Source organism: Collimonas fungivorans, assembly GCF_001584145.1.
Taxonomy (GTDB): domain Bacteria; phylum Pseudomonadota; class Gammaproteobacteria; order Burkholderiales; family Burkholderiaceae_D; genus Collimonas; species Collimonas fungivorans.
In genome coordinates, this window is record NZ_CP013232.1 from 1,934,203 (window position 1) to 1,959,857 (window position 25,655).

At 60.8% G+C, this 25,655-nt stretch carries 15 protein-coding genes and 2 pseudogenes; 10 read left to right on the forward strand and 7 right to left on the reverse strand.

The genetic code is table 11. The features are described 5' to 3' along the window. Positions 1–144: 144 nt before the first annotated feature. From CFter6_RS08285 to CFter6_RS08295, 3 genes are all read right to left on the reverse strand, one after another. On the reverse strand, positions 145–1,101 hold the full coding sequence (locus tag CFter6_RS08285) for a hypothetical protein (RefSeq protein WP_061539527.1): 957 nt from the start codon (positions 1,099–1,101) through the stop codon (positions 145–147). 108 nt (positions 1,102–1,209) lie between these two features. Further along, entirely contained in the window at positions 1,210–1,992 is a 783-nt protein-coding gene (locus CFter6_RS08290; protein ID WP_061539528.1) for a 3-hydroxybutyrate dehydrogenase, read from the reverse strand. Positions 1,993–2,022: 30 nt separating this feature from the next. Further along, entirely contained in the window at positions 2,023–2,763 is a 741-nt protein-coding gene (locus tag CFter6_RS08295) for an acetoacetate decarboxylase (RefSeq protein ID WP_061539529.1), read from the reverse strand. A gap of 563 nt (positions 2,764–3,326) precedes the next feature. Between CFter6_RS08295 and CFter6_RS08300 the strand changes: the two genes are divergently transcribed. Beyond that, positions 3,327–4,655, forward strand: a complete 1,329-nt coding sequence (locus CFter6_RS08300; protein ID WP_061539530.1) for a dicarboxylate/amino acid:cation symporter — start codon at positions 3,327–3,329, stop codon at positions 4,653–4,655. 140 nt (positions 4,656–4,795) lie between these two features. On the opposite strand, the gene CFter6_RS08305 is transcribed toward CFter6_RS08300, so the two are convergent. Next, positions 4,796–6,484 carry a peptide chain release factor 3 gene (locus tag CFter6_RS08305; RefSeq protein ID WP_061539531.1) on the reverse strand — a complete coding sequence of 563 codons (1,689 nt, stop codon included), beginning with the start codon at positions 6,482–6,484 and terminating at the stop codon, positions 4,796–4,798. 282 nt (positions 6,485–6,766) lie between these two features. On the opposite strand from CFter6_RS08305, the gene hrpA reads away from it, so the two are divergent. From hrpA to CFter6_RS08325, 4 genes are all read left to right on the forward strand, one after another. Next, the gene (gene hrpA, locus CFter6_RS08310) at positions 6,767–10,807 is read left to right on the forward strand and encodes an ATP-dependent RNA helicase HrpA (protein ID WP_061542268.1); all 4,041 of its coding nucleotides are present in this window, start codon (positions 6,767–6,769) and stop codon (positions 10,805–10,807) included. A gap of 121 nt (positions 10,808–10,928) precedes the next feature. Continuing rightward, complete coding sequence (dcd, locus tag CFter6_RS08315; protein WP_014005410.1) at positions 10,929–11,495, forward strand: dCTP deaminase; 567 nt, start codon at positions 10,929–10,931, stop codon at positions 11,493–11,495. 1 nt (position 11,496) lies between these two features. Then, complete coding sequence (locus CFter6_RS08320; RefSeq protein ID WP_061539532.1) at positions 11,497–12,717, forward strand: DUF2863 family protein; 1,221 nt, start codon at positions 11,497–11,499, stop codon at positions 12,715–12,717. An 87-nt stretch (positions 12,718–12,804) separates the two neighbouring features. Beyond that, complete coding sequence (locus CFter6_RS08325; protein ID WP_061539533.1) at positions 12,805–13,017, forward strand: DUF1653 domain-containing protein; 213 nt, start codon at positions 12,805–12,807, stop codon at positions 13,015–13,017. Between the two features lie 138 nt (positions 13,018–13,155). Here CFter6_RS08325 and CFter6_RS26920 read toward each other — a convergent pair whose 3' ends face one another. The 3 genes and pseudogenes from CFter6_RS26920 to CFter6_RS08335 form a co-directional block, all read right to left on the reverse strand. Beyond that, a complete protein-coding gene (locus tag CFter6_RS26920) occupies positions 13,156–13,641 on the reverse strand; it encodes an Orn/Lys/Arg family decarboxylase (RefSeq protein ID WP_417924803.1) in 486 nt (161 codons plus the stop codon). A 36-nt stretch (positions 13,642–13,677) separates the two neighbouring features. Next, positions 13,678–15,365, reverse strand: a pseudogene (locus CFter6_RS08330) (Orn/Lys/Arg decarboxylase N-terminal domain-containing protein); the annotation flags it as partial. Positions 15,366–15,622: 257 nt separating this feature from the next. Beyond that, positions 15,623–16,135: a dihydrofolate reductase gene (locus CFter6_RS08335; RefSeq protein WP_061539534.1), complete on the reverse strand. Its 513-nt coding sequence runs from the start codon at positions 16,133–16,135 to the stop codon at positions 15,623–15,625. Between the two features lie 363 nt (positions 16,136–16,498). On the opposite strand from CFter6_RS08335, the gene CFter6_RS08340 reads away from it, so the two are divergent. The 5 genes and pseudogenes from CFter6_RS08340 (at position 16,499) to CFter6_RS08360 (ending at position 25,651) form a co-directional block, all read left to right on the forward strand. Beyond that, on the forward strand, positions 16,499–18,052 hold the full coding sequence (locus CFter6_RS08340; RefSeq protein ID WP_082814662.1) for a glucan biosynthesis protein G: 1,554 nt from the start codon (positions 16,499–16,501) through the stop codon (positions 18,050–18,052). Between the two features lie 131 nt (positions 18,053–18,183). Then, positions 18,184–20,633 (forward strand): annotated as a pseudogene (gene mdoH / locus CFter6_RS08345) (glucans biosynthesis glucosyltransferase MdoH). Between the two features lie 34 nt (positions 20,634–20,667). After that, positions 20,668–22,263 carry an OpgD/OpgG family glucan biosynthesis protein gene (locus CFter6_RS08350; RefSeq protein WP_061539536.1) on the forward strand — a complete coding sequence of 532 codons (1,596 nt, stop codon included), beginning with the start codon at positions 20,668–20,670 and terminating at the stop codon, positions 22,261–22,263. A gap of 207 nt (positions 22,264–22,470) precedes the next feature. Continuing rightward, positions 22,471–24,342 carry an ABC transporter ATP-binding protein gene (locus tag CFter6_RS08355; protein ID WP_061539537.1) on the forward strand — a complete coding sequence of 624 codons (1,872 nt, stop codon included), beginning with the start codon at positions 22,471–22,473 and terminating at the stop codon, positions 24,340–24,342. A 61-nt stretch (positions 24,343–24,403) separates the two neighbouring features. Then, positions 24,404–25,651: an efflux RND transporter periplasmic adaptor subunit gene (locus tag CFter6_RS08360; RefSeq protein WP_061539538.1), complete on the forward strand. Its 1,248-nt coding sequence runs from the start codon at positions 24,404–24,406 to the stop codon at positions 25,649–25,651. Positions 25,652–25,655: the final 4 nt, after the last annotated feature.

Sequence of the window (25,655 nt, forward strand, 5' to 3'; positions counted from 1 at the left end):
TATTATCCTTCGCCGCACCGGTACCGTGCAATGTATCGATGGTTTCCTCAAACGCGGCCGCATACGGATAAATGGTCAGAGCCAGACAATTACTGCAAAGGCTTGCTCAGCTACTTTGCCGCCGCAGTTGAATATGAGCGCTCCTTACGGAAAAATCGCCCCTAGACGCACAGCCCATCCGGCCATCGGTGTCCCCGACCAGACATTCCGGTTATACAGATAAAGCCGCTGGCTGCGCAGCTTGTTCGGCCATGGCTGTTCATCCAGCGACAAGCCCAGGCTGGGCTGGCACTCCGGACGCGGGAAGTGGCCTTCGTGATTCAGGACGTCGCGCATGCGGCCGGCATCGCCGGTCATGCGGAACGCGATCGGTACTACTTCGTCGGCCGGCAGGTCGGCCAGCCAGGCGTCGCCCACGCACCATGAGGCCAGCGCCGTGATCGACAAGGCGACATTGGCCGGCAGGGCGTCGCGGCTGCGTTTGACGACGTCCGCCAGGAACGGCTTCTGGCTATGCATGACTTCGAAATCCAACTGCACCACCTGGCTCGGACTGCGGGCCGCAGCGGCTACCACGGCGTTGACGATGGTCTTTTTCTGTTTTTCGTTCAGCTGCGGCTTACGCGCGCCGCGCGCCATGTCGATATGGACGATGGTGACCAGCGGCGCTTTTTGCTGTACGCCGTTTTGCGCATACCAGGCCGGCGGCAGCTGCAAAGGTTGCTGGCGGCGGCGCACAGTGGCGCTGCCGTCGCGCAGCAGGATGGTGGTGTCCAGCACCGCAACGCCCATGCGCTGGTCCTGGATTGACGGCGCCGGCTGATTATCGGCGCTGCCTTTCTGCGTTGCCTGGCGGGCGCTGCCGCTGATCCAGGCGCGCACGTCGTCCGGTCGTTCTCCTACCCACAGCATCAGCGGCGGCAAGGCCGACAGCGCAGCCTGGCGGCTGGCGAATGGCAGCGCTGCTTCGACTGCAGCCGGTTTGGCCGGCTCGTTTTTGGCGAGCAGGGCGCTGCTGCCGGCCAGCAGCAACAGGCAGGACAGGCAATGTTTCAGGCGCAGGCGCGGCGCTGGCTTCGGCAGGAAATAAGTTGTGCTCAAGATGACTTTCAGGATTGAGTGCGGCTGCCGGCTTGTACCTGATAAAAAGGGCAAGACGCATTGTTTCCCCGTCTTACCCTTTTGGTCCGGCTCGGCAACCGCAAGCTGTTACTGCATGAACCAGCCGTGGCTGACCACGATCGACTGCCCGGTCAGCGCATTGGATTCGAAGCCGCCCAGGAAGATCGCGGTTTGCGCGACATCGTGGGTAGTGGTGAATTCGCCGTCCACGGTGTCTTTCAGCATCACGTTCTTGATCACTTGCTCTTCGCTGATGCCGAGTTCCTTGGCTTGCTCGGGAATCTGCTTTTCCACCAATGGCGTGCGGACGAAGCCGGGGCAGATGACATTGGCGCGGATCTTGTCTTTCGCGCCTTCCTTGGCCACCACTTTCGCCAGGCCGATCAGGCCGTGCTTGGCGGTGACGTAGGGCGCTTTCAACGGCGAGCCTTCATGCGAGTGCACCGAACCCATGTAGATGATGGCGCCGCCGTTGCCCTTCTTGATCATTTCGCGCATTGCCGCGCGCGTGGTCAGGTAGGCGCCGTCGAGATGGATCGCCAGCATTTTTTTCCAGTTGTCCAGGGTCGAATCGACCACCGGGGCGATGATCTGGATGCCAGCGTTGCTGATCAGGACGTCGATGCTGCCATAGGCGGCTACGGCATCGGCGATGCCTTTGTCGACCTGCGCTTCGTCGGTGACGTTCATGGCGACCGCCATGGCGATGCCGCCGGACTGGCTGATCTCGTTGGCAGTAGCGGTGGCGGCGTCGAGCGCCAGGTCGGCGATCACGACCTTGGCGCCGGCGCGGGCGTATTCGATGGCGATTTCCTTGCCGATGCCGCTGGCGGAACCGGTAATCAGGGCAACTTTATCTTTGAGTGACATGGCTATTCCTTTACTTGTTTATTGACTTGCTTATTTGGCGAGGTAATCAAAAGCGACGGTGCCCAGAGGCAGGGTCAGGTCTGTCAGGATATGTACTGCGGAGATCACCTCCAGCACCGGCAGGTCGGCGATGGGGGCCAGCGCATGCGGATGCAAGTCTAGCGCGCCGGGGCCGCTCCAGGCGCCTTTGACGGTGATGTCGGTCAGGCTGTACTGTACCAGTTCGCAGATGCGCGGGGTGCCGTCCACATGCGGGATGATTTTCAGCAGGAAGCTGGGCGCCTCCAGCGATTTTTTTACCGCAGCGCTGTCGAGTGTCTTGTGCTTGTAGCCCATGGTGCCGGTGGCGATGCGGAAATCGCTGTAGTCGAGCGTGCCCATCAGGGTGTCGGTATGGACCTGCAGTTCCGGACTGCCGAGCTTTTTCGGGAAACCCCACAGTTCACGGCCGCCGGCGATCGGCGGGTGGTCGTTCAGGTACATGTTGTGGACGTAGCCGCCGGCGACGCCGTCCAGGGTTACCGGTATGACCTGTCCCGATTCGCAGTAATGGCCGAAGCCGGTCGAGTCAGGCATCTTGATGAATTCGAACTTGACGATAGGTTCGACGAACTGCAGCGGTGCCGGGATGAGCTTCTTGAGTGCTTCCGGATCGGTGCGGTAGGTGATGATCAGGAATTCGCGGTCGACGAAACGATAGGGGCCGGGTGGGAAGGCCGGATTGTGGATCGGCATTGCAAAGGCGTTGTCGCGTACTTCGTTTTCAGTCATGTTTCTTCCTCGCTATGAAAGGACTTGCTGTAATACGGCTTGTCTGAGACAGGTAAAACAGGCGAAAGGTTGCGATTACTTTTCCGCGTATTTCACCAGGCAAAAATTCCGGCTCCGGCGCAAACCGCGGGATTGGTAAAAAGCAATCCAGCCACATACGTCTGCACCTAAGCAAGATACACACCCAATATGACAAGACCATCTCAGGTATTGCCTGATAAATATCCCATGAGGAATTTACTTAAAGATCAATACAGAACAGAATGATGGCCAAGGTTGCCAATTCAAGAGATTGCGGCAAACGTATCCAACAATGATTGCACAAAATGCAATTTCATGCCGGCGGACGTAAATAAGCTTGAGTGATGTTAGCGTTATCAGCTAAAGTTGCGCTCTTTTTTCTATCTTTTCCTGCTTGGGCTATCCAGGGAAGATGCAAGGACAAGACCGCTGATGGACGTAGGCGGTATGATCAGCGCTGGCTGCATGTGCGCAATACTGTGGTCAACAGCGTGGCCAGCAGCGATATTCTAAAAAAAACGTAATCTAATTGGAGAGGACAAATGGCAAAACCAGCGCTCTACAAATCCCTTTATGTGCAAGTCTTGACCGCCATCGTGATCGGCGTCGTGCTTGGACATCTGTACCCGGAAACCGGGGCGGCGATGAAGCCGCTCGGCGACGGTTTCATCAAGCTGATCAAGATGATCATCGCGCCGGTGATTTTCTGCACCGTGGTGATCGGCATTGCCGGCATGGAAGACATGAAAAAAGTCGGCAAGACCGGCGGCCTGGCCCTGCTGTATTTTGAGATCATGAGCACCGTGGCCCTGATCCTTGGCCTGGTGGTGGTCAATGTCTGGCATCCTGGCACCGGCATGCACGTCGACCTCAGCTCGCTCGACACCAAGAGCATTGCCGCTTACACCGGCCCGGGCAAGATGGAATCGACCAGCGATTTCCTGTTCCACATCATCCCGAGCAGCTTTGTCGATGCGTTTGCCAAGAACGAAATCCTGCAGGTGCTGCTGATCGCGATCCTGTTCGGCTTTGCGCTGCATAAGTTCGGCGGCCGCGGCACCCTGGTGTTCGATTTCGTCGAAAAATTCTCGCATGTGCTGTTCGGCATGGTTGCCCTGATCATGAAGGTCGCTCCAATCGGCGCCTTCGGTGCAATGGCGTTCACCATCGGCAAATACGGCGTCGGCTCCCTGCTGTCGCTGGGCCAGTTGATGGGCGCGTTCTACCTGACCTGCCTGCTGTTCATCTTCGGCGTGCTGGGCGTGGTGGCCCGGGTGCACGGCTTCAGCATCTGGAAATTCGTCAAGTACATCAAGGAAGAACTGCTGATCGTGCTCGGCACCTCGTCGTCGGAATCGGTGCTGCCGCGCCTGATGGGCAAGATGGAAAACCTGGGCGCCAAGAAATCGGTGGTCGGCCTGGTGATCCCGACCGGTTATTCATTCAACCTGGACGGCACTTCGATTTACCTGACGATGGCGGCGGTATTCATCGCCCAGGCTACCGATACGCCGATGAGCCTGTTCCAGCAATTGACGCTGCTGGCAGTCTTGCTGCTGACTTCCAAGGGCGCAGCCGGCGTCACCGGCAGCGGTTTCATCGTGCTGGCGGCGACTTTGTCGGCGGTTGGCCACGTGCCGGTTGCCGGCCTGGCGCTGATCCTCGGCATCGACCGTTTCATGTCGGAAGCGCGCGCGCTGACCAACACCATCGGCAACGGCGTGGCGACGATCATCGTGGCGAAATGGACTGGTGAGCTGGATGAGCAGCAGTTGCATCGCCAGCTGGATAACAAGGGCATCGACGCCGAGCAGGAACTGGCGATTCACGACGCCGCGGTTGCGCAGGCTGACCAGCGCGATCATTCGTAAATTGCAGGATGGGCAGATTTTCTGCCCACGCTGAATTCGCTGCTCGAACGAGCGACGTTCCGCGTGGGCACAAGTGCCCACCCTGCATAAAAAAGGAGATGCATTTGCATCTCCTTTTTTTACGCCTGCAGTTCGCCGGATCAGTTCAGCTTGACCGCATGCTCCCGCGTTTCATGGAACACCACCTGTGGCCAGCGCTCCTGCGTCAGGCGCAGGTTCACGCCTGAGGTCGCCAGGTAAGCCATGTTGCCGGCGGCGTCATAGGCGACGTTGTGGCCGGCTGACGATTTTTCGAAATCGGCCAGGATCTTCTTGTCGTCGCAGGTGATCCAGCGCGCGCTGCTGATGCTGGTGCCTTCGAATACCGCATCGACGCCGTACTCGTTGAGCAGGCGGCTGGCTACCACTTCGAACTGCAGCACGCCGACGCCGCCCAGCACCAGGTCGCTGCTGGTGACCGGCTTGAAGACCTGGATCGCGCCTTCTTCGCCGAGCTGCTGCAAGCCCTTGTGCAGCTGCTTGATCTTGAGCGGGTTGCGGATCCGTACCGAGCGGAAGAAATCCGGCGCGAAGTAGGGGATGCCGGTGAATTGCAGCAGTTCGCCTTCGGAGAAGCTGTCGCCGATCTGCATGTTGCCGTGGTTGGGCAGGCCGATGATGTCGCCGGCGTAGGCTTCTTCCACCTGTTCGCGGCTGGAGGCCATGAAGGTCACCACGTTCGATACCTTGATCTCGCGGTTCAGGCGCAGGTGCTTGATTTTCATGCCGCGCTGGAAATGGCCGGAGCAGACGCGCAGGAAAGCGATGCGGTCGCGGTGGGCCGGGTCCATGTTGGCCTGGATCTTGAACACGAAACCGGAGAAGCTGGCTTCTTTCGGTTCCACGGTACGCACGGTGGCGTCGCGCGAGCCTGGCGGCTGTGCCCAGTCGATCAGCGCATTGAGGATCTCGCGGATGCCGAAGTTGTTGATGGCGGAACCGAAGAATACCGGGGTCTGCACGCCGGCCAGGAATGCTTCCTGGTCGAACGGATGGGAGGCGCCATGCACCAGTTCGACTTCCATCCGCAGCTGTTCGATTTCGCGCGGGAACATTTCATCCAGGCGCGGGTTATCGATGCCTTTGATGACTTCAAATGTCTGGTCAGCCTTGTCGTTGCCGGCTGCGAACAGCAGGATCTCGTCGCGCAGCAGGTGGTACACGCCGCGGAAGGTCTTGCCCATGCCGATCGGCCAGGTCACCGGCGCGCACTGGATCTTCAGCACCGATTCCAGTTCATCCAGCAGTTCCAGCGGGTCGCGGGTTTCGCGGTCCATCTTGTTCATCAGGGTGATGATCGGCGTGTTGCGCATGCGGCAGACGTTGAGCAGCTTGATGGTCTGGGTTTCCACGCCCTTGGCGGCGTCGATCACCATCAGCGCCGAGTCGACCGCGGTCAGCACGCGATAGGTATCTTCCGAGAAGTCCTGGTGGCCCGGAGTGTCGAGCAGGTTGACCACGTGGTCGCGGTATTCGAACTGCATGACCGAGCTGGCGACCGAAATGCCGCGCTGCTTTTCGATGTCCATCCAGTCCGATGTCGCATGGCGGCCGCTCTTGCGGCCCTTGACCGTACCGGCCAGCTGGATCGCGCCCGAAAACAGCAGCAGTTTTTCGGTCAGCGTGGTTTTGCCGGCATCCGGGTGGGAAATGATGCCGAATGTGCGGCGGCGCGCCACTTCGCCGGCGATCTGTTCGACGGAGACGTTATGGGCGACGATGTCGGCGCTATCGGCCGCGTCATTGTCAACGCCATTCAGGTTCGGCTGTTCGGAGACGGGTTCTTGCATGATGCGTGGTTCAGGCGGTCTCGGCCGCCTGCCTTGAGAATAATGAATGCGGGAAAAAAGAGAAGCTGCCTGCCGGCTGTTGTTGCAGCTGCAAATTGGCAGTTTCGATAACCCTCGATTATAGCGTATGTCGTGTGCCGCCAGTATTGGCAAAACGGCCATGGCTGAAGCCCGTTCCAGGGCATCGTTACAGGTATTGTCGTTTTGGTAATTGCGAGATGGGCAAAACAGTTGACGATATGCCGCGGCTTCATCTATGGCGGTCTGTATAATTCCATCCTCATGTCAGTATCAGAATCCAACAAACCGTCGCGGTCAGCCGATCGCCCAAGTTCCCAGCGCACTGCTGGCCGTCCATCCCAGCCGCGTCCGGCATCGCCACGCGCCGAGCCTGTGCGGCCGTTGCCTGAACGTAATCCTTTGCCGCCGGTCGTGTTTCCCGAGGAACTGCCGGTTTCCGGCAAGCGCGGTGAAATTTCGGCGGCGATCGCGGCCAACCAGGTGGTTATCGTCTGCGGTGAAACCGGTTCGGGTAAAACCACCCAGCTGCCGAAGATTTGCCTGGAACTGGGGCGCGGCCAGAGCGGCCTGATCGGCCATACCCAGCCGCGCCGGATCGCCGCATCCTCGACTGCCAAGCGCATCGCCCAGGAGCTCAACTCGCCGCTGGGCGAACACGTCGGCTATAAGGTGCGCTTCAACGACACCCTGAGCAAGGGCGCCTGGATCAAGCTGATGACCGACGGCATACTGCTGGCCGAGACCCAGACCGATCCCTTGCTGCGCCAGTACGACACCATCATCATCGATGAAGCGCACGAGCGCAGCCTGAACATCGATTTCCTGCTGGGCTACCTGAAGCAGCTGCTGCCGAAACGTCCGGACCTGAAAATCATCATCACTTCGGCCACCATCGACGCCGACCGATTTGCTCGCCATTTCGGCACCACCGACAAGCCGGCGCCGGTGATCGAGGTGTCCGGCCGCCTGTACGCGGTCGAAGTGCGCTACCGGCCGGTCGACAATGCCGACCGCAGCGGCCTCAATCCAGCCGCAGGTACGGCGGCAGCCAAACCGAACGCACCGCAAAATGCCGCCCAGCGCGACCGCGAGCAACGCGACCTGATGGATGCGGTGGTGGATGCGGTCGAGGAGCTGGCGCGCATCGGCTCCGGCGACGTGCTGGTGTTCTTGCCGGGCGAACGCGAAATCCGCGATACCGCCGAAGCGCTGCGCAAGCACCATCCTGCCCACGTCGAAATCCTGCCTTTGTTCGCCCGCCTGTCGGCGCAGGAGCAGGAGCGCGTATTCAAGCCGTCCAACGCGCGCCGCATTGTGCTGGCGACCAACGTCGCCGAAACTTCGCTAACCGTGCCTGGCATCCGCTATGTGGTGGATGCCGGCCTGGCGCGGGTGAAACGCTACAGCTACCGCAACAAGGTCGAGCAGCTGCAGATCGAGCCGATTGCGCAGTCGGCGGCCAACCAGCGCGCCGGCCGTTGCGGCCGGGTCGCCGCCGGCGTCTGCATCCGCCTGTACGAAGAGCAGGATTACCTGCAGCGGCCGAAATTCACGGAGCCTGAAATCATGCGCTCGTCGCTGGCTTCGGTCATCTTGCGCATGAAATCGCTGCATTTGACTGATGTCGAAACCTTCCCGTTCATCGAACCGCCGCCGGGCCGCGCTATCGCCGACGGCTACCAGCTGCTGCAGGAACTGGGCGCGGTCGACGACAACAACCAGCTGACCAAGACCGGCCGCCAGCTGGCCAAGCTGCCGCTCGATCCGCGCGTCGGCCGCATGATCCTGGCGGCGCTGGACAATGTCTGCCTGAGCGAAATGCTGGTCATCGCTGCCGCCTTGTCGGTGCAGGATCCGCGTGACCGGCCGCTGGAGGCGCAGAGCGCAGCCGACCAGGCGCACAAGAAATTCGCCGATGAAAAATCCGAATTCCTGAGCTACCTGAAAATCTGGAAATGGTTCGAAGACGCGATCGAGCACAAGAAAACCAATCGCCAGCTGATGGATAACTGCCGCGCCAATTTCCTGTCGCAACTGCGTTTGCGCGAGTGGCGCGATGTCCATTCGCAGCTGCTGACGATCGTGCGCGAGCAGGGCTGGCGTCTGAACGATGCGCCGGCTACCTACGAGCAGCTGCATTGCGCCTTGCTGACCGGTTTGCTCGGCAACGTCGGTTTCAAGGCCGACGAAGATTCGCATTACCTGGGCGCGCGCGCTATCAAGTTCCACCTGTGGCCGGGTTCGCATTTGTCGAAGAAGGCCGGCAAGTGGGTGATGGCGGCCGAACTGGTCGACACCAGCCGCCTGTATGCACGCTGCATTTCCCAGATCCAGCCGGAATGGCTGGAGAAGGTCGGCGCCCACCTGCTGAAGAAATCGTACGGCGAGCCGCGCTGGGAAAAACGCACGGCGCAAGTCTCGGCCTCGGAGCGTGCTACCTTATACGGGCTGGTGGTGTATAGCCAGCGCCGCATCAATTTCGGCTTGATCAATCCGCAGGAAGCGCGCGAGATATTCATCCGCGATGCGCTGGTCGGCGGCGAGTTCGAGACCCGGGCGCCGTTCTTTGCGCACAACCAGAAACTGATCCGCGAGATCGAGAACCTGGAGCACAAGTCGCGCCGGCTGGATGTGCTGGTGGACGACGAGCTGATTGCCGCGTTCTACGACAAGCTGATCCCGGCCGATATCTGCAACGGCATCGCGTTCGAAAAATGGCATAAAGATGTCAGCGTGCAGACGCCCAAGATGCTGTTCCTCAATCGCGACGACCTGATGCGGCACGAGGCGGCCGGCATCACCACCGAGTTGTTTCCGAAAGTGATGCGGGTGGCTGGCATCGAAATGGCTCTGTCCTATCATTTCGAACCAGGCACGCCGCGCGATGGCGTGACGCTGACGGTGCCGCTGTATGCGCTCAACCAGGTGTACGTCGACCGCTGCGACTGGCTGGTGGCCGGCATGCTGAAGGAAAAAGTCCATCTGCTGCTGAAATCCTTGCCGCAAAAGATACGCCGCAATTGCGTGCCGCTGCCTGACTATGCCGCCGGTTTCTGCGAGCGGATACAGGCGCGCCACGTATTCGGCCACGGTAACCTGCTGGATGCCTTGATGGCGGACATCCGCACTGAAACCAGCGTCGCCGCGCGCAGCACCGATTTCAAGCTGGAAACCTTGCCGGCCCATCATTCGATGAACTTCAAGGTGGTCGACGAGCATGGCCGCCAGCTCGACATGGGGCGCAACCTGGCTGCGCTGCAAGCCGAATTCGGCGGGCAGGCGCGCGAGAGTTTCCAGAGGCTGGCGAGCGTGACGGTGGCCGACGACAATGCGGCCGCAGCGAGCGCTGAAGCGGAACCAACGGGGAAAACGGCGGCGCCGGCAGCTGTCCGGGTTAGCGCCCAGCCGGCGGCAAAATCGCCTGTGAAACCTGGCGACGGCGCCAATGCGCAGTTCAGCAACCTGACCGGCTGGACCTTCGGCGAACTGCCCGAACTGCTGGAAATCCAGCAGGGCAAGCAGACTCTGATCGGCTTTCCGGCGCTGGTGGATCGGGGCACGCATTGCGACCTGGAAGTCTTCGACGATCCGAACGAGGCGGTGCGCATCCATCATCTTGGCCTGCGCCGGCTGTTCGCCTTGCAGCTCAAGGAACAGTTGAAGTTCCTCGAGAAAAACATCCCCGGCCTGCAGCAGATGGGCATGCAGTTCCTGGCGCTGGGGTCGCAGGAAGAACTGCGCGACCAGATCATCCATGCCGGACTGGAACGCGCCTGCCTGCAGCTGCCGTTGCCGAGGACTGCGGCCGAGTTCGCCCAGCGCAAGGATGAGGGCAAGTCGCGCCTGGGTTTGCTGTGCAATGAGATTGCGCGCCTGGCGGCGCTGATCCTGGCCGAGTATCACGGCTTGCCGAAACGTTTGCAGGGCGCCAAGGGACATCCGCAGGCGGTGGCCGATATCCAGGCGCAGATGCAGTCGCTGGTCAGCAAGCGTTTCATTGCCGACAACGACTACGCCAACCTGACCCATTTCCCGCGCTACCTGAAGGCGGTCAATATACGGCTGGAGAAATTGCGCGCCGACCCGAGCCGCGATACGCGGCTGATGGCGGAGTGGGCGCAAGTGGCGACGCCATGGCAGCGCGCGCAAAAAGACCGCAGCGGCAAAAGCGATCCGAAACAGGCTGAATTCCGCTGGCTGCTGGAAGAGCTGCGAGTGTCGCTGTTTGCCCAGGAGCTGCGGACGCCGATGCCGGTGTCGGTCAAGCGTTTGCAGAAAGTCTGGGAAACCATGCAGCGTTAGAAGCAATCGCCAGCCGGTAGCGGGCAAATCCCTGCTTAAATCCCTGTTTTAAAGGGGTTTTCGCGTAAAATTGCGCCAAATACACACCATAAACTGTTGCAGTAAAAGAAGGAAATACGCGATGAGCATCAAATCCGACAAATGGATACGCCGCATGGCGCAGGAAACCGGCATGATCGAGCCGTTCGAGCCGGGCCAGGTGCGCGAGGCCAACGGCCAGAAAATCGTGTCTTACGGCACCTCGTCGTACGGCTACGATATCCGCTGCGCCAACGAATTCAAGATTTTCACGAATATCAATTCGACCATTGTCGATCCCAAGAATTTCGACGAGAAATCGTTTGTCGATTTCAGCGGCGACGTCTGCATTATCCCGCCTAACTCGTTTGCTCTGGCGCGCACCATGGAGTACTTCCGCATCCCGCGTAGCGTGCTGACTATCTGCCTCGGCAAGTCGACCTACGCGCGTTGCGGCATCATCGTTAACGTGACGCCGTTCGAACCTGAGTGGGAAGGTTATGTCACGCTGGAGTTTTCCAACACGACACCGCTGCCAGCCAAGATCTACGCCGGCGAAGGCTGCGCCCAGGTGCTGTTTTTCGAGAGCGATGAAATTTGCGAAACGTCGTACAAGGACCGTGGCGGCAAGTACCAGGGCCAGCACGGCGTAACATTGCCGAAGGCCTGAGATGCCGAAGAACAAGCGTCCCGTACCACGCAAATCCAGCGTCTCCCCTGAAGACAAGGACGAAGCCGTCACCCAGCAGCTGTGCGACCTGGCGATCGACCTGGCCGAGCAGGATGGGGAAGAAGCCGAAGGCGTTGCCGCCAGCGCCGTCTTGCAGCAGGCCGGCATCGATTTCCACAAGATCATCAAGAAGAACCTGCAGCAAAAGAAGGATGACATCCTGTATGACGCGATCGAGCGCACCAAATATGCCGATCTCGACGCCTGGCGGTTCCTGAAGGAGCAGGTCGAAGAAGCATCGGAGATTTTGCTGGTGCGTCGCGATGAAGGCAAGGTGCTGGAGCTGAACGCCTTCGTGGTGCCATTCTTCGCGCACGCCCGCGGCGGCCTCAAGCGCGAGCAATGCTTCCAGGACCAGGAAGCCTTCGATGCGCTGTCAGCCAGCTTCAAGCGGGCGCAGCTGGAAGGGCCGGACGCCACCGTGGTGCTGGTTAGCCATGCCTACCACCTCGATGAAATCGACAGCATCCGCTACAGCCATCTGTTTGAAATGAACCGCGATGCATTCGGCGCCATGGCCGACAAGAAGCTGGCCGAGACCACGGCGATTGAACGCAGCATCAGCGGCTGGCCGGAAAACCTGTTCGGGGCGGACGACGATGCGGTCGAACTGCGTTTCTTGCTGGGTTTTTCGCTGAAGGCGACCAACGACGCGTTTTATGCGGTGCCGGAAGATGAAGCCGGCGCCGACGCTTACTTCGGTGCGCGGGAAGAGCGTTTCCAGGGCTGGACTGAACAAGTCGCGCCTTTGCTCAAGCGTTGCCTGGTGACCGACGGCAGCGAGATCGATCTGCATTTCCTGTACCAGGACCTGTTCCACGGCGGCAAGGAGCGCGGCATCGCCGAGTACTTCACGCTGCAGATGATGTCCGAGCTGAACCACGGCCTCGACCAGCACGGCGTTGCCTCTTTCGACGCCAGCGCAGTGGTCGGTCCGGCCGATGTGCGTGGCGAGATGGTGTTGCGGGTGAATTTGTACGGCAAGGACGGCGCCGTGCTGGCTTCTTCGGAGAAGCCGCTGGCTGCCGGCGCCGACTTGCAGGTAGAAGTGGATGATACCTACGACGCGCTGCGCACCATCGGCGTCACGTCGCTGGCGGTGGCGGTCAGGTTTGAAGCCGACGGTCAGCCGTTGGAAGTGCAGGCTTACGGGGTCGCCTAGACGAGGCAGCTTGACGGATAGGGTGGGCAAGAGTCTTGCCCACCCTATCAGGATTGTTTAGAGATGCATCACATGTTGGAGAAGCGAGTGACTGAAGAAGACGCACAGAAGATTGCTACCCACCGCCATTACAAAGGTGGTTTATACCGCTACATCGGCCTGGCAAGGCATTCGGAAACTGAAGAAGCCATGGTGGTCTACGAACACCTGTGGCCGCATGCGCCGGGCCTGTGGGTGCGGCCGGCGGAGTTGTTCAACGGTTTGCTGGAAAACGGCGCGCGGCGGTTCGCACCGCTGTAAAGCCAAAGCCAGAATCGGAGATATAAAAAAACCGGGACGCTCAACTGAGCCTCCCGGTTTTTTATTGGCCATGCTTGCTGCGAGGTTACTGCCGCACGCAATCCACGAAGTAGTCGCGCTTGCCATTCACTTCGCGCTTCACCAGGCCGTGCACATCTGTTTCAAAGCCGGGAATTTCTCGTTGAAATCGCGCGCAAACTTGAGGTAGTCGACGATAGTCTTGTTGAAGCGTTCGCCCGGGATCAACAATGGGATGCCCGGCGGGTAAGGCGTCAGCAGGATCGAGGTGACGCGGCCTTCGAGCTGGTCGATAGGCACGCGGTCGATTTCGCGGTGGGCCATCTTGGCGAAGGCGTCGGATGGCTTCATGGCCGGCTGCATGTCGGACAGGTACATTTCGGTGGTCAGGCGCGCCACGTCGTATGACTTGTAGGTTTCATGGATCTGCTGGCACAGGTCGCGCAGGCCGAGCCGCTCGTAGCGCACGTTCTTGCCGTGGTTGGCGGCTGCGAACTCAGGCAGGATGCGCCAGATCGGCTGGTTCTTGTCGTAGTCGTCCTTGAACTGCTGCAAGGCGGTCAGCAGCGTGTTCCAGCGGCCCTTGGTAATGCCGATGGTGAACATGATGAAGAACGAATACAGGCCGCATTTTTCGACGATAACGCCATGCTCGGCCAGGTATTTGGTGACGATCGAAGCCGGAATCCCGCTCTCGCCGAACTTGCCTTCCAGCGACAGGCCGGGCGTGACGATGGTGGCCTTGATCGGGTCGAGCATGTTGAAGTTCGGCGCCAGGTTGCCGAAACCGTGCCAGTCGTCCTCGGCGCGGATGACCCAGTCTTCGCGGCTGCCGATGCCGTCTTCCGAGAAGCTGTTCGGTCCCCAGACCTGGAACCACCAGTCCTTGCCCCATTCTTCGTCGATCTTCTTCATGGCGCGGCGGAAGTCCAGCGCTTCCAGGATGCTTTCTTCCACCAGCGCAGTGCCGCCGGGGCTTCCATCATGGCCGCGGCGACGTCGCAGGAAGCGATGATCGAGTACTGCGGCGAAGTCGAGGTATGCATCAGGTAGGCTTCGTTGAAAGCATCCTGGTCCAGCTGCACGCTCTCCGATTCGCGCACCAGGATCTGCGAGGCCTGCGACAGGCCGGCCAGCAGCTTGTGGGTCGACTGGGTCGAGAAGATCATCGATTTCTTGGCGCGCGGGCGGTCCTTGCCGATCGCGTGCATGTCTTTGTAGAAGTCATGGAAGGTCGCATGCGGCAGCCAGGCTTCGTCGAAGTGCAGGGTGTCGATCTCGCCGTCGAGCATGTTCTTCAGTGTTTCGACGTTATAGATCACGCCGTCGTAGGTCGACTGCGTGATGGTCAGGATGCGCGGCTTCTTGTTGGCGGCTTCGCGCGCAAACGGATTGGCTTCGATCTTCTTGCGGATGCTTTCCAGCGTGAACTCTTCCAGCGGGATCGGGCCGATGATGCCGAGGTGGTTGCGGGTCGGCATCAGGAACACCGGAATCGCGCCGGTCATGATGATCGAGTGCAGGATCGATTTGTGGCAGTTGCGGTCGACCACCACGATATCGCCGGGAGCAACCGTCGAGTGCCACACCATCTTGTTGCTGGTGCTGGTGCCGTTAGTGACGAAGTAGCAGTGGTCGGCGTTGAAGATGCGTGCCGCATTGCGTTCCGAATCGGCCACCGGGCCGGTATGGTCGAGCAGCTGGCCGAGTTCTTCCACCGCGTTGCAGACGTCGGCGCGCAGCATGTTTTCACCGAAGAACTGGTGGAACATCTGGCCGATAGGCGATTTCAGGAAGGCGACGCCGCCCGAGTGCCCCGGGCAGTGCCAGGAATAGGAACCGTCTTGCGCATAATGCACCAGCGCGCGGAAAAAGGGCGGCGACAGGCCGTCCAGGTACGATTTGGCTTCGCGGATGATATGGCGCGCGACGAATTCCGGCGTGTCTTCGAACATGTGGATGAAGCCGTGCAGTTCGCGCAGGATATCGTTGGGGATATGGCGCGAGGTGCGGGTTTCGCCGTACAGGTAGATCGGGATGTCGGCGTTCTTGTGGCGGATTTCTTCAACAAAGGCGCGCAGCGATTTCAGCGCGTGGTCGGTTTCCTCGAACGAACCGGCGCCGAACTCTTCGTCGTCGATCGACAGGATGAAGGCCGATGCCCGCGATTGCTGCTGGGCGAACTGCGACAGGTCGCCGTAACTGGTGACGCCCAGCACTTCCATGCCTTCTGCCTCCATGGCGTCGGCGAGGGCGCGGATGCCCAGGCCGGAAGTGTTTTCGGAACGGAAGTCTTCGTCAATGATGACGATGGGGAAGCGGAATTTCATCAAGGTCTCCAGGAGACGGTGGTTGATAACAAGGCTGCGCGTAGGGTGGGCACATCGTGCCCATGCGTTACCGTCATAACCGGAGTGCGGGCCCGTGTGGCGCCGAAACAGGTATGTACGTCGAGTGAATTCACGCGTGGGCACGATGTGCCCACCCTACGAGAAAGCCGAATTTTCGCAGATATGCACGGATTAGGGGATAAAGATGAGGGAAATCCTGCAGAAAACAACAGATGTCATTCCATCATCGGCCCGGGTCAGCTGCTGGCCACGCTAAGCTCGGGTGCAAGCCGTTGGTAAACCACAAAAGCGTAGTCGAAACCGTTGGCCTCGGAATGATGGGTTTCGCGCGAAATTTCCTGCCATTGCCGCGCATCGCGCGTCGGGAAAAAGGCGTCGCAGTCGAAGCTGTGCTGGATTTCGGTGACGATCAGGCGCTGCGTCAGGTCCTGCGCCGCGGCATAGATCTCGGCGCCGCCGATGATGAAAGCCTCGGCGTCGCCGACCATGGCGGCGGCGGCGGCCAGCGAAGGCGCGCTTTCGACGCCGTCGTGGCGCCAGCCGGGATTGCGGGTAATGACGATATTGCGCCGCTGCGGCAGCGGTCGGCCTATCGATTCAAAAGTCTTGCGGCCCATGATGATGGGGTGGCCCGAAGTCGTGCGTTTGAAATGCGCCAGGTCCTCCGGCAAATGCCAGGGCAGGGTGTTGCGGATACCGATGCCGTTGCGGGCGTCGGTCGCGACGATAATGGTGAGGCGAGGAGTCATGGGCGCTGGTGCATGGGCCTGCTGATTTACAGGCTGGGTAAAAAAAGGTGATCTTACTATAAAGTCTTAAAAGGAACTTTGTCGGCTTGGCATTGCTCTTAAATGCCAGGGCCTGTTAACCTAGGGCAGGGATTTTTCATCATTTTGCACTCGTACGACGTATTTTGCTGCCGATTTGGCAATATTTGCCATGGCGCAGTCCTTGCATGGCTGGTGATGCAGGCGTCAATACAAAGTGCTGCCAACTAGTTTCTTGATGGATATAAAAAATTATAGAACACTGATAAACTACCGCCTACTCTCGAGGCTGCCAGCGCTGGCGCACTCGGGCAGGTCATAACAGCAGTGTCAGATGGGAATCCAATGCATTTAAATTTGTTTCAGCGGACGCCGTCTGCTTTAGCGGGGGTACGCTCAATCGTCCTGCCGGTTGCCTTGTTGCTGCCATGGATAGGCGGCAATGCTTTCGCCTTCGATTTCAATAATGTTGCCAAGCAGGCAAAGGAACTGGCGGCCAATTCCTACAGCAAGCCTGAGGGCAACCTGCCGAAAGAAATCAGCAATCTCGATTACGAGCAGTACAAGGATATCCGCTTTCTGCCGGAAAAATTCACCTGGCGCAGCCAGAAGCTGCCGTTTGAACTGGCGTTCTTCCACGAAGGATATGCCTTCGACCAGCCGGTCAAGATCAGCGAGATCAATGGCCAGAGCGTGAAGGAAATCCGGTTCGACCCGAATGACTTCGATTACGGCGGCAACAAGGTCGATACGCGCAAGCTGCGCGGACTGGGTTTCGCCGGCTTCCGCGTGCATTACCCGCTCAACACCAGCAAATACAAGGACGAAGTATTGTCCTTCCTCGGCGCCAGCTATTTCCGCGCCTTGGGCAAGGACCAGACCTACGGCCTGTCGGCCCGGGGCCTGGCGATCGATACCGGCCTGAGTTCAGGCGAGGAATTCCCGCGCTTTACCGAATTCTGGATCGAGCGGCCGAAAGCCAGCGACAAAGAACTCACCATCTATGCCTTGCTCAATTCGCGCCGTATCACCGGCGCCTATCGTTTTGTGCTGAAGCCGGGTTCGGACACCACGGTCGATGTCAAGGCCCAGCTGTATCTGCGCGAAAATGTCAGCAAGCTGGGATTGGCGCCGCTGACCAGCATGTATCTGCATGGCGACAACCAGCGCTCGCAAAGCGAGGATTACCGGCCTGAAGTGCACGACTCGGACGGTTTGTCGGTAGCTTCCGGCACCGGCGAGTGGATCTGGCGGCCGCTGGTCAATCCGAAGCGGCTGCTGGTGACGTCTTATTCGCTGAGCAACCCGGCCGGTTTCGGCCTGATGCAGCGCGACCGCGATTTCGGCAGCTACCAGGACCTGGACGCCAAGTACGAACGGCGCCCCAGCGCCTGGGTCCAGCCCAAGGGCAACTGGGGCAGCGGCAGGGTAGAGCTGGTGCAGATCCCGACGCCGGACGAAACCAACGACAACGTGGTGGCTTTCTGGGTGCCGGAAAACGTGCCCAAGGTTGGTCAGCCTTTCAATCTGGAATACACTTTGTCATGGCAGAAGGAAGCTGAAAAGCGGCCGCCTCTGTCATGGGTGACGCAGACCCGGCGCGGTTTCGGCTACCAGAAGAAGAGCGACGACAACAGTATCGGCCTGGTGGTCGATTTTGACGGCCCGGTATTCAAGAAACTGTCCGACAAGGTACAGCCGGAGGGCGTAGTCAGCGCCGACGACAACGGCAAGGTGCTGGAAACCAAGGTGTTCCGCAACGAGGCTACCGGCGGCTGGCGCATGACGGTGCGGGTGCGGCGCAATGAAGACAACAAACCGGTCGAACTGCGCGGATTCTTGCGTGGCGGCAGCACAACCTTATCTGAAACCTGGAGTTACATATTACCGCCCAACTAGACAGGCAGTTGCCCACAGCTTTAGATATGGACCTGCCGGATAATTGTGATCGCTATCTGGATCGCCTGCCTTTGTCGGCAGAGCGGCGCGCGAATTTGTCCAAACAGCTGGCGGCGGCTGGCGATGCGCCGATGGCCACCTTGCATCAGGCCCTGGCCGGAGCTGCTGGCGCCGGTGCGGCGACGGACCTTGCCAATCCTGCTTATGCATCGGTGGCGGCACGTTTGCAGCTGGCTTTTACGCAGGCGCCGATTACGGGCCAGGCCGAGCCAGCTGGGCCGCATCAGATGGCGGACATCAGCACCGACGACAGCGGCCGCGCCCGCATCGCCATCGCCCCGCCGCTGCAACGCACGCCGATCGTGGCCCACCCATGGGGGACCCTGAATCCGCTGGTGCGCTGGATCGAAACCGCCAACAAACAATTCGACCTGCGGCCGCGCGCCAAGCAGCGGCGCCATAAGAAGCCCGCGCGCTCGACCGAGCTGCCGCAGCCGGAGCCGCTGCCGGTAGCCGAGGTCGACAGCCATGACCAGCACAAGAGCAAGTCGCGCGGCAACCTGCGGCGTATCGTGCTGCTGTTGCTGATGCTGGCGCAGACAGCGATGGCGACGTATTTCATGAGCGCGGTGCTGCCGTATCACGGCGACAAGCCGCTGGAACTGGTCACACTGGGCCTGTTCGCCCTGTTGTTCTGCTGGGTCTCGGCCGGATTCTGGACCGCCATGGCCGGGTTCCTGGTGCTGATGCGCGGCACCGACCGTTATGTGATTTCGCGTGAAGAGGCTGCCCGGGGCCGATCCCGGCCAGCGCCAGGACGGCGATCGTGATGCCGATCTGTAATGAAGACGTCACCAGGGTCTTTGCCGGCCTGCGTGCAACCTACGAATCGGTTGCCGCCAGCGGCGAGCTGGACCGGTTCGATTTCTTCGTGTTGAGCGACAGCGGCGACAGCGATATCTGCAGCGCCGAACTGGACGCCTGGGCCAGCCTGTGCCGCACCATAGGCGGCTTTGGCCGCATCTTCTACCGGCACCGGCGGCGCCGCGTAAAACGCAAGAGCGGCAATATCGACGATTTCTGCCGGCGCTGGGGCGCCAACTACAGCTATATGATCGTGCTCGACGCCGACAGCGTCATGAGCGGCAGCTGCCTGACGACGCTGGTGCGCCTGATGGAAGCCAATCCGACTGCCGGCATCGTGCAGACCGCGCCACGCGCGGCCGGCCGCGATACCTTGTATGCGCGCATCCAGCAGTTTTCGACACGCGTCTACGGCCCCTTGTTTACCGCCGGACTGCACTACTGGCAACTCGGTGAATCACACTATTGGGGGCACAACGCCATCATCCGGCTGCAGCCGTTCATGGAGCATTGCGCACTGGCGCCGCTGCCGGGCGAGGGCGCCCTGGCGGGTGAAATCCTGTCGCATGATTTTGTCGAAGCGGCGCTGATGCGGCGCGCCGGCTGGGGCGTCTGGATCGCCTACGACCTGGCCGGCAGCTACGAGGAAATGCCGCCCAACCTGCTCGACGAACTGAAACGCGATCGCCGCTGGTGCCAGGGCAACCTGATGAACTTCCGCCTGTTCCTGGCGCGCGGCATGCATGCCGTGCATCGCGCGGTGTTCGTGACCGGCGTCATGGCTTACCTGTCGGCGCCGCTGTGGTTCCTGTCGCTGATGCTGTCGACGGTATTGCTGGCGGTACATACGCTGGTGGCGCCGGAATATTTCGTGACGCCTGGCCAGCTGTTCCCGGTATGGCCGGAATGGCATCCGGACCGGGCCTTGGCCTTGTTCAGCGCCACCGCAACCTTGCTGTTCCTGCCCAAGGTACTGAGCGTGGTGCTGATCTGGGCCAAGGGTGCGCGCGAATTCGGCGGCGCCATACGCCTGACGCTCAGCATGATCATGGAACTGCTGTTTTCGATGCTGCTGGCGCCGGTGCGCATGCTGTTCCATACACGTTTTGTGATCGGCGCTTTTCTGGGCTGGACCATCAGCTGGAAATCGCCGCCGCGCGAGGATGCCGAGACCAGCTGGGGCGAAGCGATGCGCCGCCACGGCGGCCATACGCTGCTGGGCCTGCTATGGGGCGGCGGCGTGTATTGGCTGGAGCCGGGTTTCCTGTGGTGGTTGTTGCCTATCGTCGGCTCGCTGATGCTGTCGATTCCTTTGTCGGTGTTCTCCAGTCGGGTGACGCTTGGCCGCAGCTTCCGCCACGCCCGCCTGTTCGTGATTCCGGAAGAGGTCGACCTGCCGCCTGAACTGGCGGCCACCACCGTGTACAACGACAATGGCAAGGTGCTGGCCAAGTTCAACGATGCAGTGATCGACCCGGTCATGAACGCTTTGGTGTGCGCGGCGGTGAGCGCGCGTCCGGCGGTGCCGGCCGGCGCCCTGGCGGCGCGTGCGGCGCTGCTGCAGGCGGCATTGAAAGGCGGTCCCGACGGTTTGTCGCCGCGTCAAAAGAATGCACTGCTGGACGATCCCTTGACCTTGTCCCAGCTGCATTTCGAAGTCTGGAATTCGGAGCAAGCCAACCGGCGCTGGCAGTCCCTGACGACCGCAGCGCGCTGAGCCAGCTCATCGTTCTAATTCAATAAGGAGCACCATGTTACGACGTGATTTTCTGAAGGCGTCGGCGGCACTCGCCGCCGCCGGTTTTCCCGCAACTTCGCTGCTGGCCGCGGGAACCGCGCCGGCACAATTGAAATTCCTGGGCCAGCCGCAAGCCTTTGATTACGCCTGGCTCAAGGGCCACGCAAAACAACTGGCGGGCAAAGCCTATGAACCGCCGGTGAACCATATCCCGCCTGAAGTGAAGGCGCTCGACTGGGACCAGTACCAGGCGATCAGCTACCGTGACGGCCATGCCTTGTGGGGCGACGACCAGCTGCGTTTCCAGGTCAAGTTTTTCCACCTTGGCCTGTTCTTCAAGAGTCCGGTGCAGATCTACGAATTGAAGAACGGCCAGGCGCAAGAGCTGGCTTACGACTCGGCGATGTTCAACTACGGCAAGAGCGGCCTGAAGGCGGACCACATGCCGAAGGACCTAGGTTTTGCCGGCTTCCGCGTGAATTTCCATACCGACCTCGAACGCGACATCACGGCGTTCCTGGGCGCCAGCTACTTCCGCGCGGTCGGCGCCGAATGGCAGTACGGATTGTCGGCTCGCGGCCTGGCGATCGATTGCGGCATGGACAAGCCGGAAGAGTTTCCGATGTTCACCAGTTTCTGGCTGGAGCGTCCGGCCAAGGATTCCGGCAAGCTGGTGGTCTACGCGCTGCTTGATTCGCCCAGCGTGGCCGGCGCTTATCGCTTCGAGATCCAGCCTTCTGCCACCATGGTGATGGATGTGGATGTCGCGCTGTATCCGCGCAAGACCATCGAACGCATGGGCGTGGCGCCGCTGACCAGCATGTTCCAGTATGGCGAGAACGACCGCCGTATCGGCGCCAGCGACGACTGGCGTCCGGAGATCCACGATTCGGACGGCCTCGCCATGCAGCGCGGCAACGGTGAATGGATCTGGCGGCCGCTGACCAATCCCGAGCACCTGCGCTTCAACGCCTACCAGGATGAGAACCCGCGCGGTTTCGGCCTGCTGCAACGGGACCGCAATTTCGATCATTACCAGGATGACGGCGTGTTCTACGACCGCCGCCCGAGCCTGTGGGTGGAGCCGAAATCAGGCTGGGGCAAGGGCGCGGTACAATTGGTGGAAATCCCGACTGCCGACGAGACCTTCGACAATATCGTCGCCTTCTGGAACCCGGCCGACAAGCCGCAGGCAGGGCAGGAGCGCTTGTTTGCCTATCGCCTGCACTGGGGCAGCAAGATGCCGTTCTCGCCGCCGCTGGCGCAGGTCGCGGCGACGCGTACCGGCATGGGCGGCGTGGTCGGCCAGAAGCGCACTTATTACTCACGCCGCTTCGCGATCGATTTTGCCGGCGGCGACCTGGCCTTGCTGGGCAAGGACGCCAAGGTCAAGCCGATGATCAGCGTCTCGCGCGGCAAGGTTGAAATTACCTCGGCGCGTCCGCTGGATGCGATCCACGGCTATCGCGTGATGTTCGACCTGAAGCCGACCGACGATAGCGTCGAGCCGATTGATATCCGGGTCTACCTGGCGGCGGATAGCCAGCCGCTGAGCGAGACCTGGCTGTACCAATGGACCCCGCTGGCGCCGGCCAAGCGCATTTACTAGGTAGGGTGGGCACCTATGCCCACGCATGGCCGCGATAGTCGGAGTACATGCCTGCGTTGTACCGGAATGGCATGTACGTAGCGTGAATTCACGCGTGGGCACGATGTGCCCACGCTACGCGCTTGCATTCGGAACCGCCTGCTAAATTTACAATATACTGTTGGGCTTGGGCTAGGTTTTTGCCCTGCCTATTTTTGGAGCATTTCCATGTTTGGTTGGTTCGAAAGACTGTTGTATCCATATCCGGATACGGTCATGACGCCGCCGCCGCGCGGTTTTTTTGCGTTTGTCTGGGCCTGCACCAAGGGTCTGCGTCCCTACATCATTGCGATGACCTTGCTGACTGCCGTCACCGGCGCGTTCGAAGCCTTGCTGTTTGCCATGATGGGACGGATCGTCGACTGGCTGGGCCATGTGCAGCCGGCGGACCTGTGGCGCCATGAAAGCGGCAACCTGCTGTTGCTGGCGGGGATACTGCTGGCCAGCCCGGTGATCGTCGCCTTGCAAAGCATGTTCAAGCAGCAGGCGCTGGCGGGTAACTTCCCGATGCTGCTGCGCTGGAAATTCCATCGCCTGATGCTGAACCAGAGCATGCATTTCTACCAGGACGAGTTTGCCGGCCGGGTTGCCACCAAAGTGATGCAGACTTCGCTGGCAGTGCGCGACGTCTGCATGATCCTGTGTGACATCCTGGTGTTCGTGATGATCTATTTCGTCACCATGGTGGCGGTGGTGGGCAGTTTCGACGGCTGGATGCTGGTGCCGTTCCTCGGCTGGCTGGCGCTGTATGGCGCTGCGCTGCGCTATTTCGTGCCGCGCCTGAGCAAAGTCGCCAAGGCCCAGGCCGATGCCCGTTCCCTGATGACCGGTCGCATTACCGACGCTTACACTAACATCGCTACCGTCAAGCTGTTCTCGCATGCAGGCCGCGAGGCTGGGTATGCGCGCTCGGCGATGCAGGAATTCCTGCAGACGGTGCACGGCCAGATGCGCCTGGTGACCGGGTTTGAAATCGTCAACCACACCTTGAGCATGCTGCTGATCCTGAGCACCGCCGGCGTTGCGCTGTGGCTGTGGACTCAGGGCCAGGTCGGCATCGGCGCGGTGGCGGCGGCGACCGCCATGGCCTTGCGCCTGAACGGCATTTCGCACTGGGTGATGTGGGAATTTGCTTCCTTGTTCGAACAGGTGGGTACGGTGCAGGACGGCATCAACACCTTGTCGCGCCAGCAGGCGGTGCTCGACCAGGCTGATGCCAAGCCATTGCAGGTCAAGCAGGGCACGCTCGATTTCGACCGCGTCGGTTTTGCCTATGGCGGCCAGCGGCCGGTGATCGACCAATTGTCGCTGCACATCCGCTCCGGCGAAAAGATCGGCCTGGTAGGCCGTTCGGGCGCCGGCAAATCGACTATCGTCAACCTGCTGCTGCGCTTCTACGACGTCGAACAGGGCCGCATCCTGATCGACGGCCAAGACATTGCGCATGTCACGCAGGACAGCTTGCGGGCGCAGGTCGGCATGGTGACGCAGGATACTTCCTTGCTGCACCGTTCGGTGCGCGACAACCTGCTGTACGGCCGTCCCGACGCCACCGACGCCGACATGCTGGTGGCGGCGCAGCGGGCCGAAGCGCATGATTTCATCCTGACGCTGACCGATCCCAAGGGCCGCACCGGCTACGACGCCCACGTCGGCGAACGCGGCGTCAAGCTGTCCGGCGGGCAGCGGCAGCGGATTGCGATCGCGCGCGTGATGCTGAAAGACGCGCCTATCCTGCTGCTGGACGAGGCGACCAGCGCGCTCGATTCGGAAGTCGAAGCAGCGATCCAGGCCAGCTTGTACCGGCTGATGGAAGGCAAGACGGTGGTGGCGATTGCGCACCGCCTGTCGACCATTGCCGCCATGGATCGCCTGATCGTGCTCGACAAGGGCCGCATAGTGGAAGAGGGCGATCACCGCAGCCTGCTGGAACACGGCGGCCTGTATGCACGCTTGTGGGCGCACCAGAGCGGCGGTTTCCTCGGCGAGGAAGTGGATGAAGACGTGCTGCCGGGCGAAACCCAGGCTGCGCTGGCTTGAAACAAACTCAAAAAACGTTGTTCATTGTTCCTGAAATTTGATTATTCCTGAGTTTGCTCCGATGACTGTTGAACCGACCGATAAATCCGCTTTGCCAACCGCGTTCGGCCATTCCGGCCGGCGCTGGCTGACTGCAATCCTGGCGCTCCTGATTGCAGTGGGGGCGGGCTTCCTGGTATGGAAGGCGTTCGGCCAGCGGCCGCCGCCGGCGCCCAAGCCGGCGCCGGTGCGGCTGCAGACGGAAACGGTGCGGCGCGGCGATATCGAACAGGCGGTGTTTGCCAACGGCAAGCTGCAATTGCATAAATACAGCGACGTCGTGGCCCAGGCATCGGGCCAGATCAAGGATGTGCTGGTATCGGTGGGCGATGACGTCAAGGCTGGCAAGATGGTGGTCGAGATCACGCCGACCCTGCCGTCGGCGCGGCTGGAAAGCAACCGCGCGCAGCTGGCGCGGTTGCAGGCGGAACTGGCGGACCAGCGGGCGCAGCTTGATTTTGCCGAGCTGCAGTACAAGCGCCAGACCCAGCTGAAAGCGGAAAACGCCACGCGCGAGGAATCATTCGAATCGAGCCGCATGAGCATGTATTCGGCGGCGGCCCGGGTGGAAGCGATCAATGCCCAGATCCGGCAGACTGAAAGCACCATGAAGGACGACGAGGAAACACGCAGCCATACGCAGGTAACGGCGCCGATCAGCGGCACCGTGGTGTCGGTGGCGGCGCGTCCGGGCCAGGCGATAGGCCCCGGCCAGACCGTGGCGCCGCTGCTGCGGATCGCCGACCTGAGCCGGCTGACGGTGCAAGCCAGGGTTGCGGAAATCGATGTGCCGTTGCTGCGCAAGGGAATGACCGCCTATTTCACCACGCCGGGTTATCCAGGCAAGCGCTGGACTGGCAAGTTGCGGCAAGTGGTGCCGGTGCCGGCCGACAGTTCGGGCGAACAAGGCAAGCAGACTTTCTACAACGTCCTGTTCGAAGTCGACAACCCGCAGCAGGAACTGATGAGCGGCATGAGCGCGCAGGTGCGCTTTGTGCTGGCGCAGGCGCGCGATGCGGTGCTGCTGCCGGCAGCGCTGCTGGGCAAGGCGGACGCTGACGGCAGTTATCTGGTGAATGTGGCTGGCGCCGGCCAGCAAGTTAGTCCGCGCAAGATAAAAATCGGCATTCGCAACGAGCAGATGGCGCAGGTGCTGTCGGGCCTGGAGCCGGGCGAACAGGTGGTGGCAGGCGCGGCGGCAGCTGCAGTGGCGCCGGCTGCGGTCAAGAACGCAGCATCGGCGGCGGCATCCGCGCCTAAAGCACGCTGACGGA

Coding starts and splice junctions, on each gene's coding strand:
- CFter6_RS08290 (WP_061539528.1), bottom strand. CDS start 1,992: ATGTCACTCAAAGATAAAGTTGCCCTGATTACCGGTTCCGCCAGCGGC.
- CFter6_RS08295 (WP_061539529.1), bottom strand. CDS start 2,763: ATGACTGAAAACGAAGTACGCGACAACGCCTTTGCAATGCCGATCCAC.
- CFter6_RS08300 (WP_061539530.1), top strand. CDS start 3,327: ATGGCAAAACCAGCGCTCTACAAATCCCTTTATGTGCAAGTCTTGACC.
- CFter6_RS08305 (WP_061539531.1), bottom strand. CDS start 6,484: ATGCAAGAACCCGTCTCCGAACAGCCGAACCTGAATGGCGTTGACAAT.
- hrpA (WP_061542268.1), top strand. CDS start 6,767: ATGTCAGTATCAGAATCCAACAAACCGTCGCGGTCAGCCGATCGCCCA.
- dcd (WP_014005410.1), top strand. CDS start 10,929: ATGAGCATCAAATCCGACAAATGGATACGCCGCATGGCGCAGGAAACC.
- CFter6_RS08320 (WP_061539532.1), top strand. CDS start 11,497: ATGCCGAAGAACAAGCGTCCCGTACCACGCAAATCCAGCGTCTCCCCT.
- CFter6_RS26920 (WP_417924803.1), bottom strand. CDS start 13,641: ATGTTCACCATCGGCATTACCAAGGGCCGCTGGAACACGCTGCTGACC.
- CFter6_RS08335 (WP_061539534.1), bottom strand. CDS start 16,135: ATGACTCCTCGCCTCACCATTATCGTCGCGACCGACGCCCGCAACGGC.
- CFter6_RS08340 (WP_082814662.1), top strand. CDS start 16,499: ATGCATTTAAATTTGTTTCAGCGGACGCCGTCTGCTTTAGCGGGGGTA.
- CFter6_RS08350 (WP_061539536.1), top strand. CDS start 20,668: ATGTTACGACGTGATTTTCTGAAGGCGTCGGCGGCACTCGCCGCCGCC.
- CFter6_RS08355 (WP_061539537.1), top strand. CDS start 22,471: ATGTTTGGTTGGTTCGAAAGACTGTTGTATCCATATCCGGATACGGTC.
- CFter6_RS08360 (WP_061539538.1), top strand. CDS start 24,404: ATGACTGTTGAACCGACCGATAAATCCGCTTTGCCAACCGCGTTCGGC.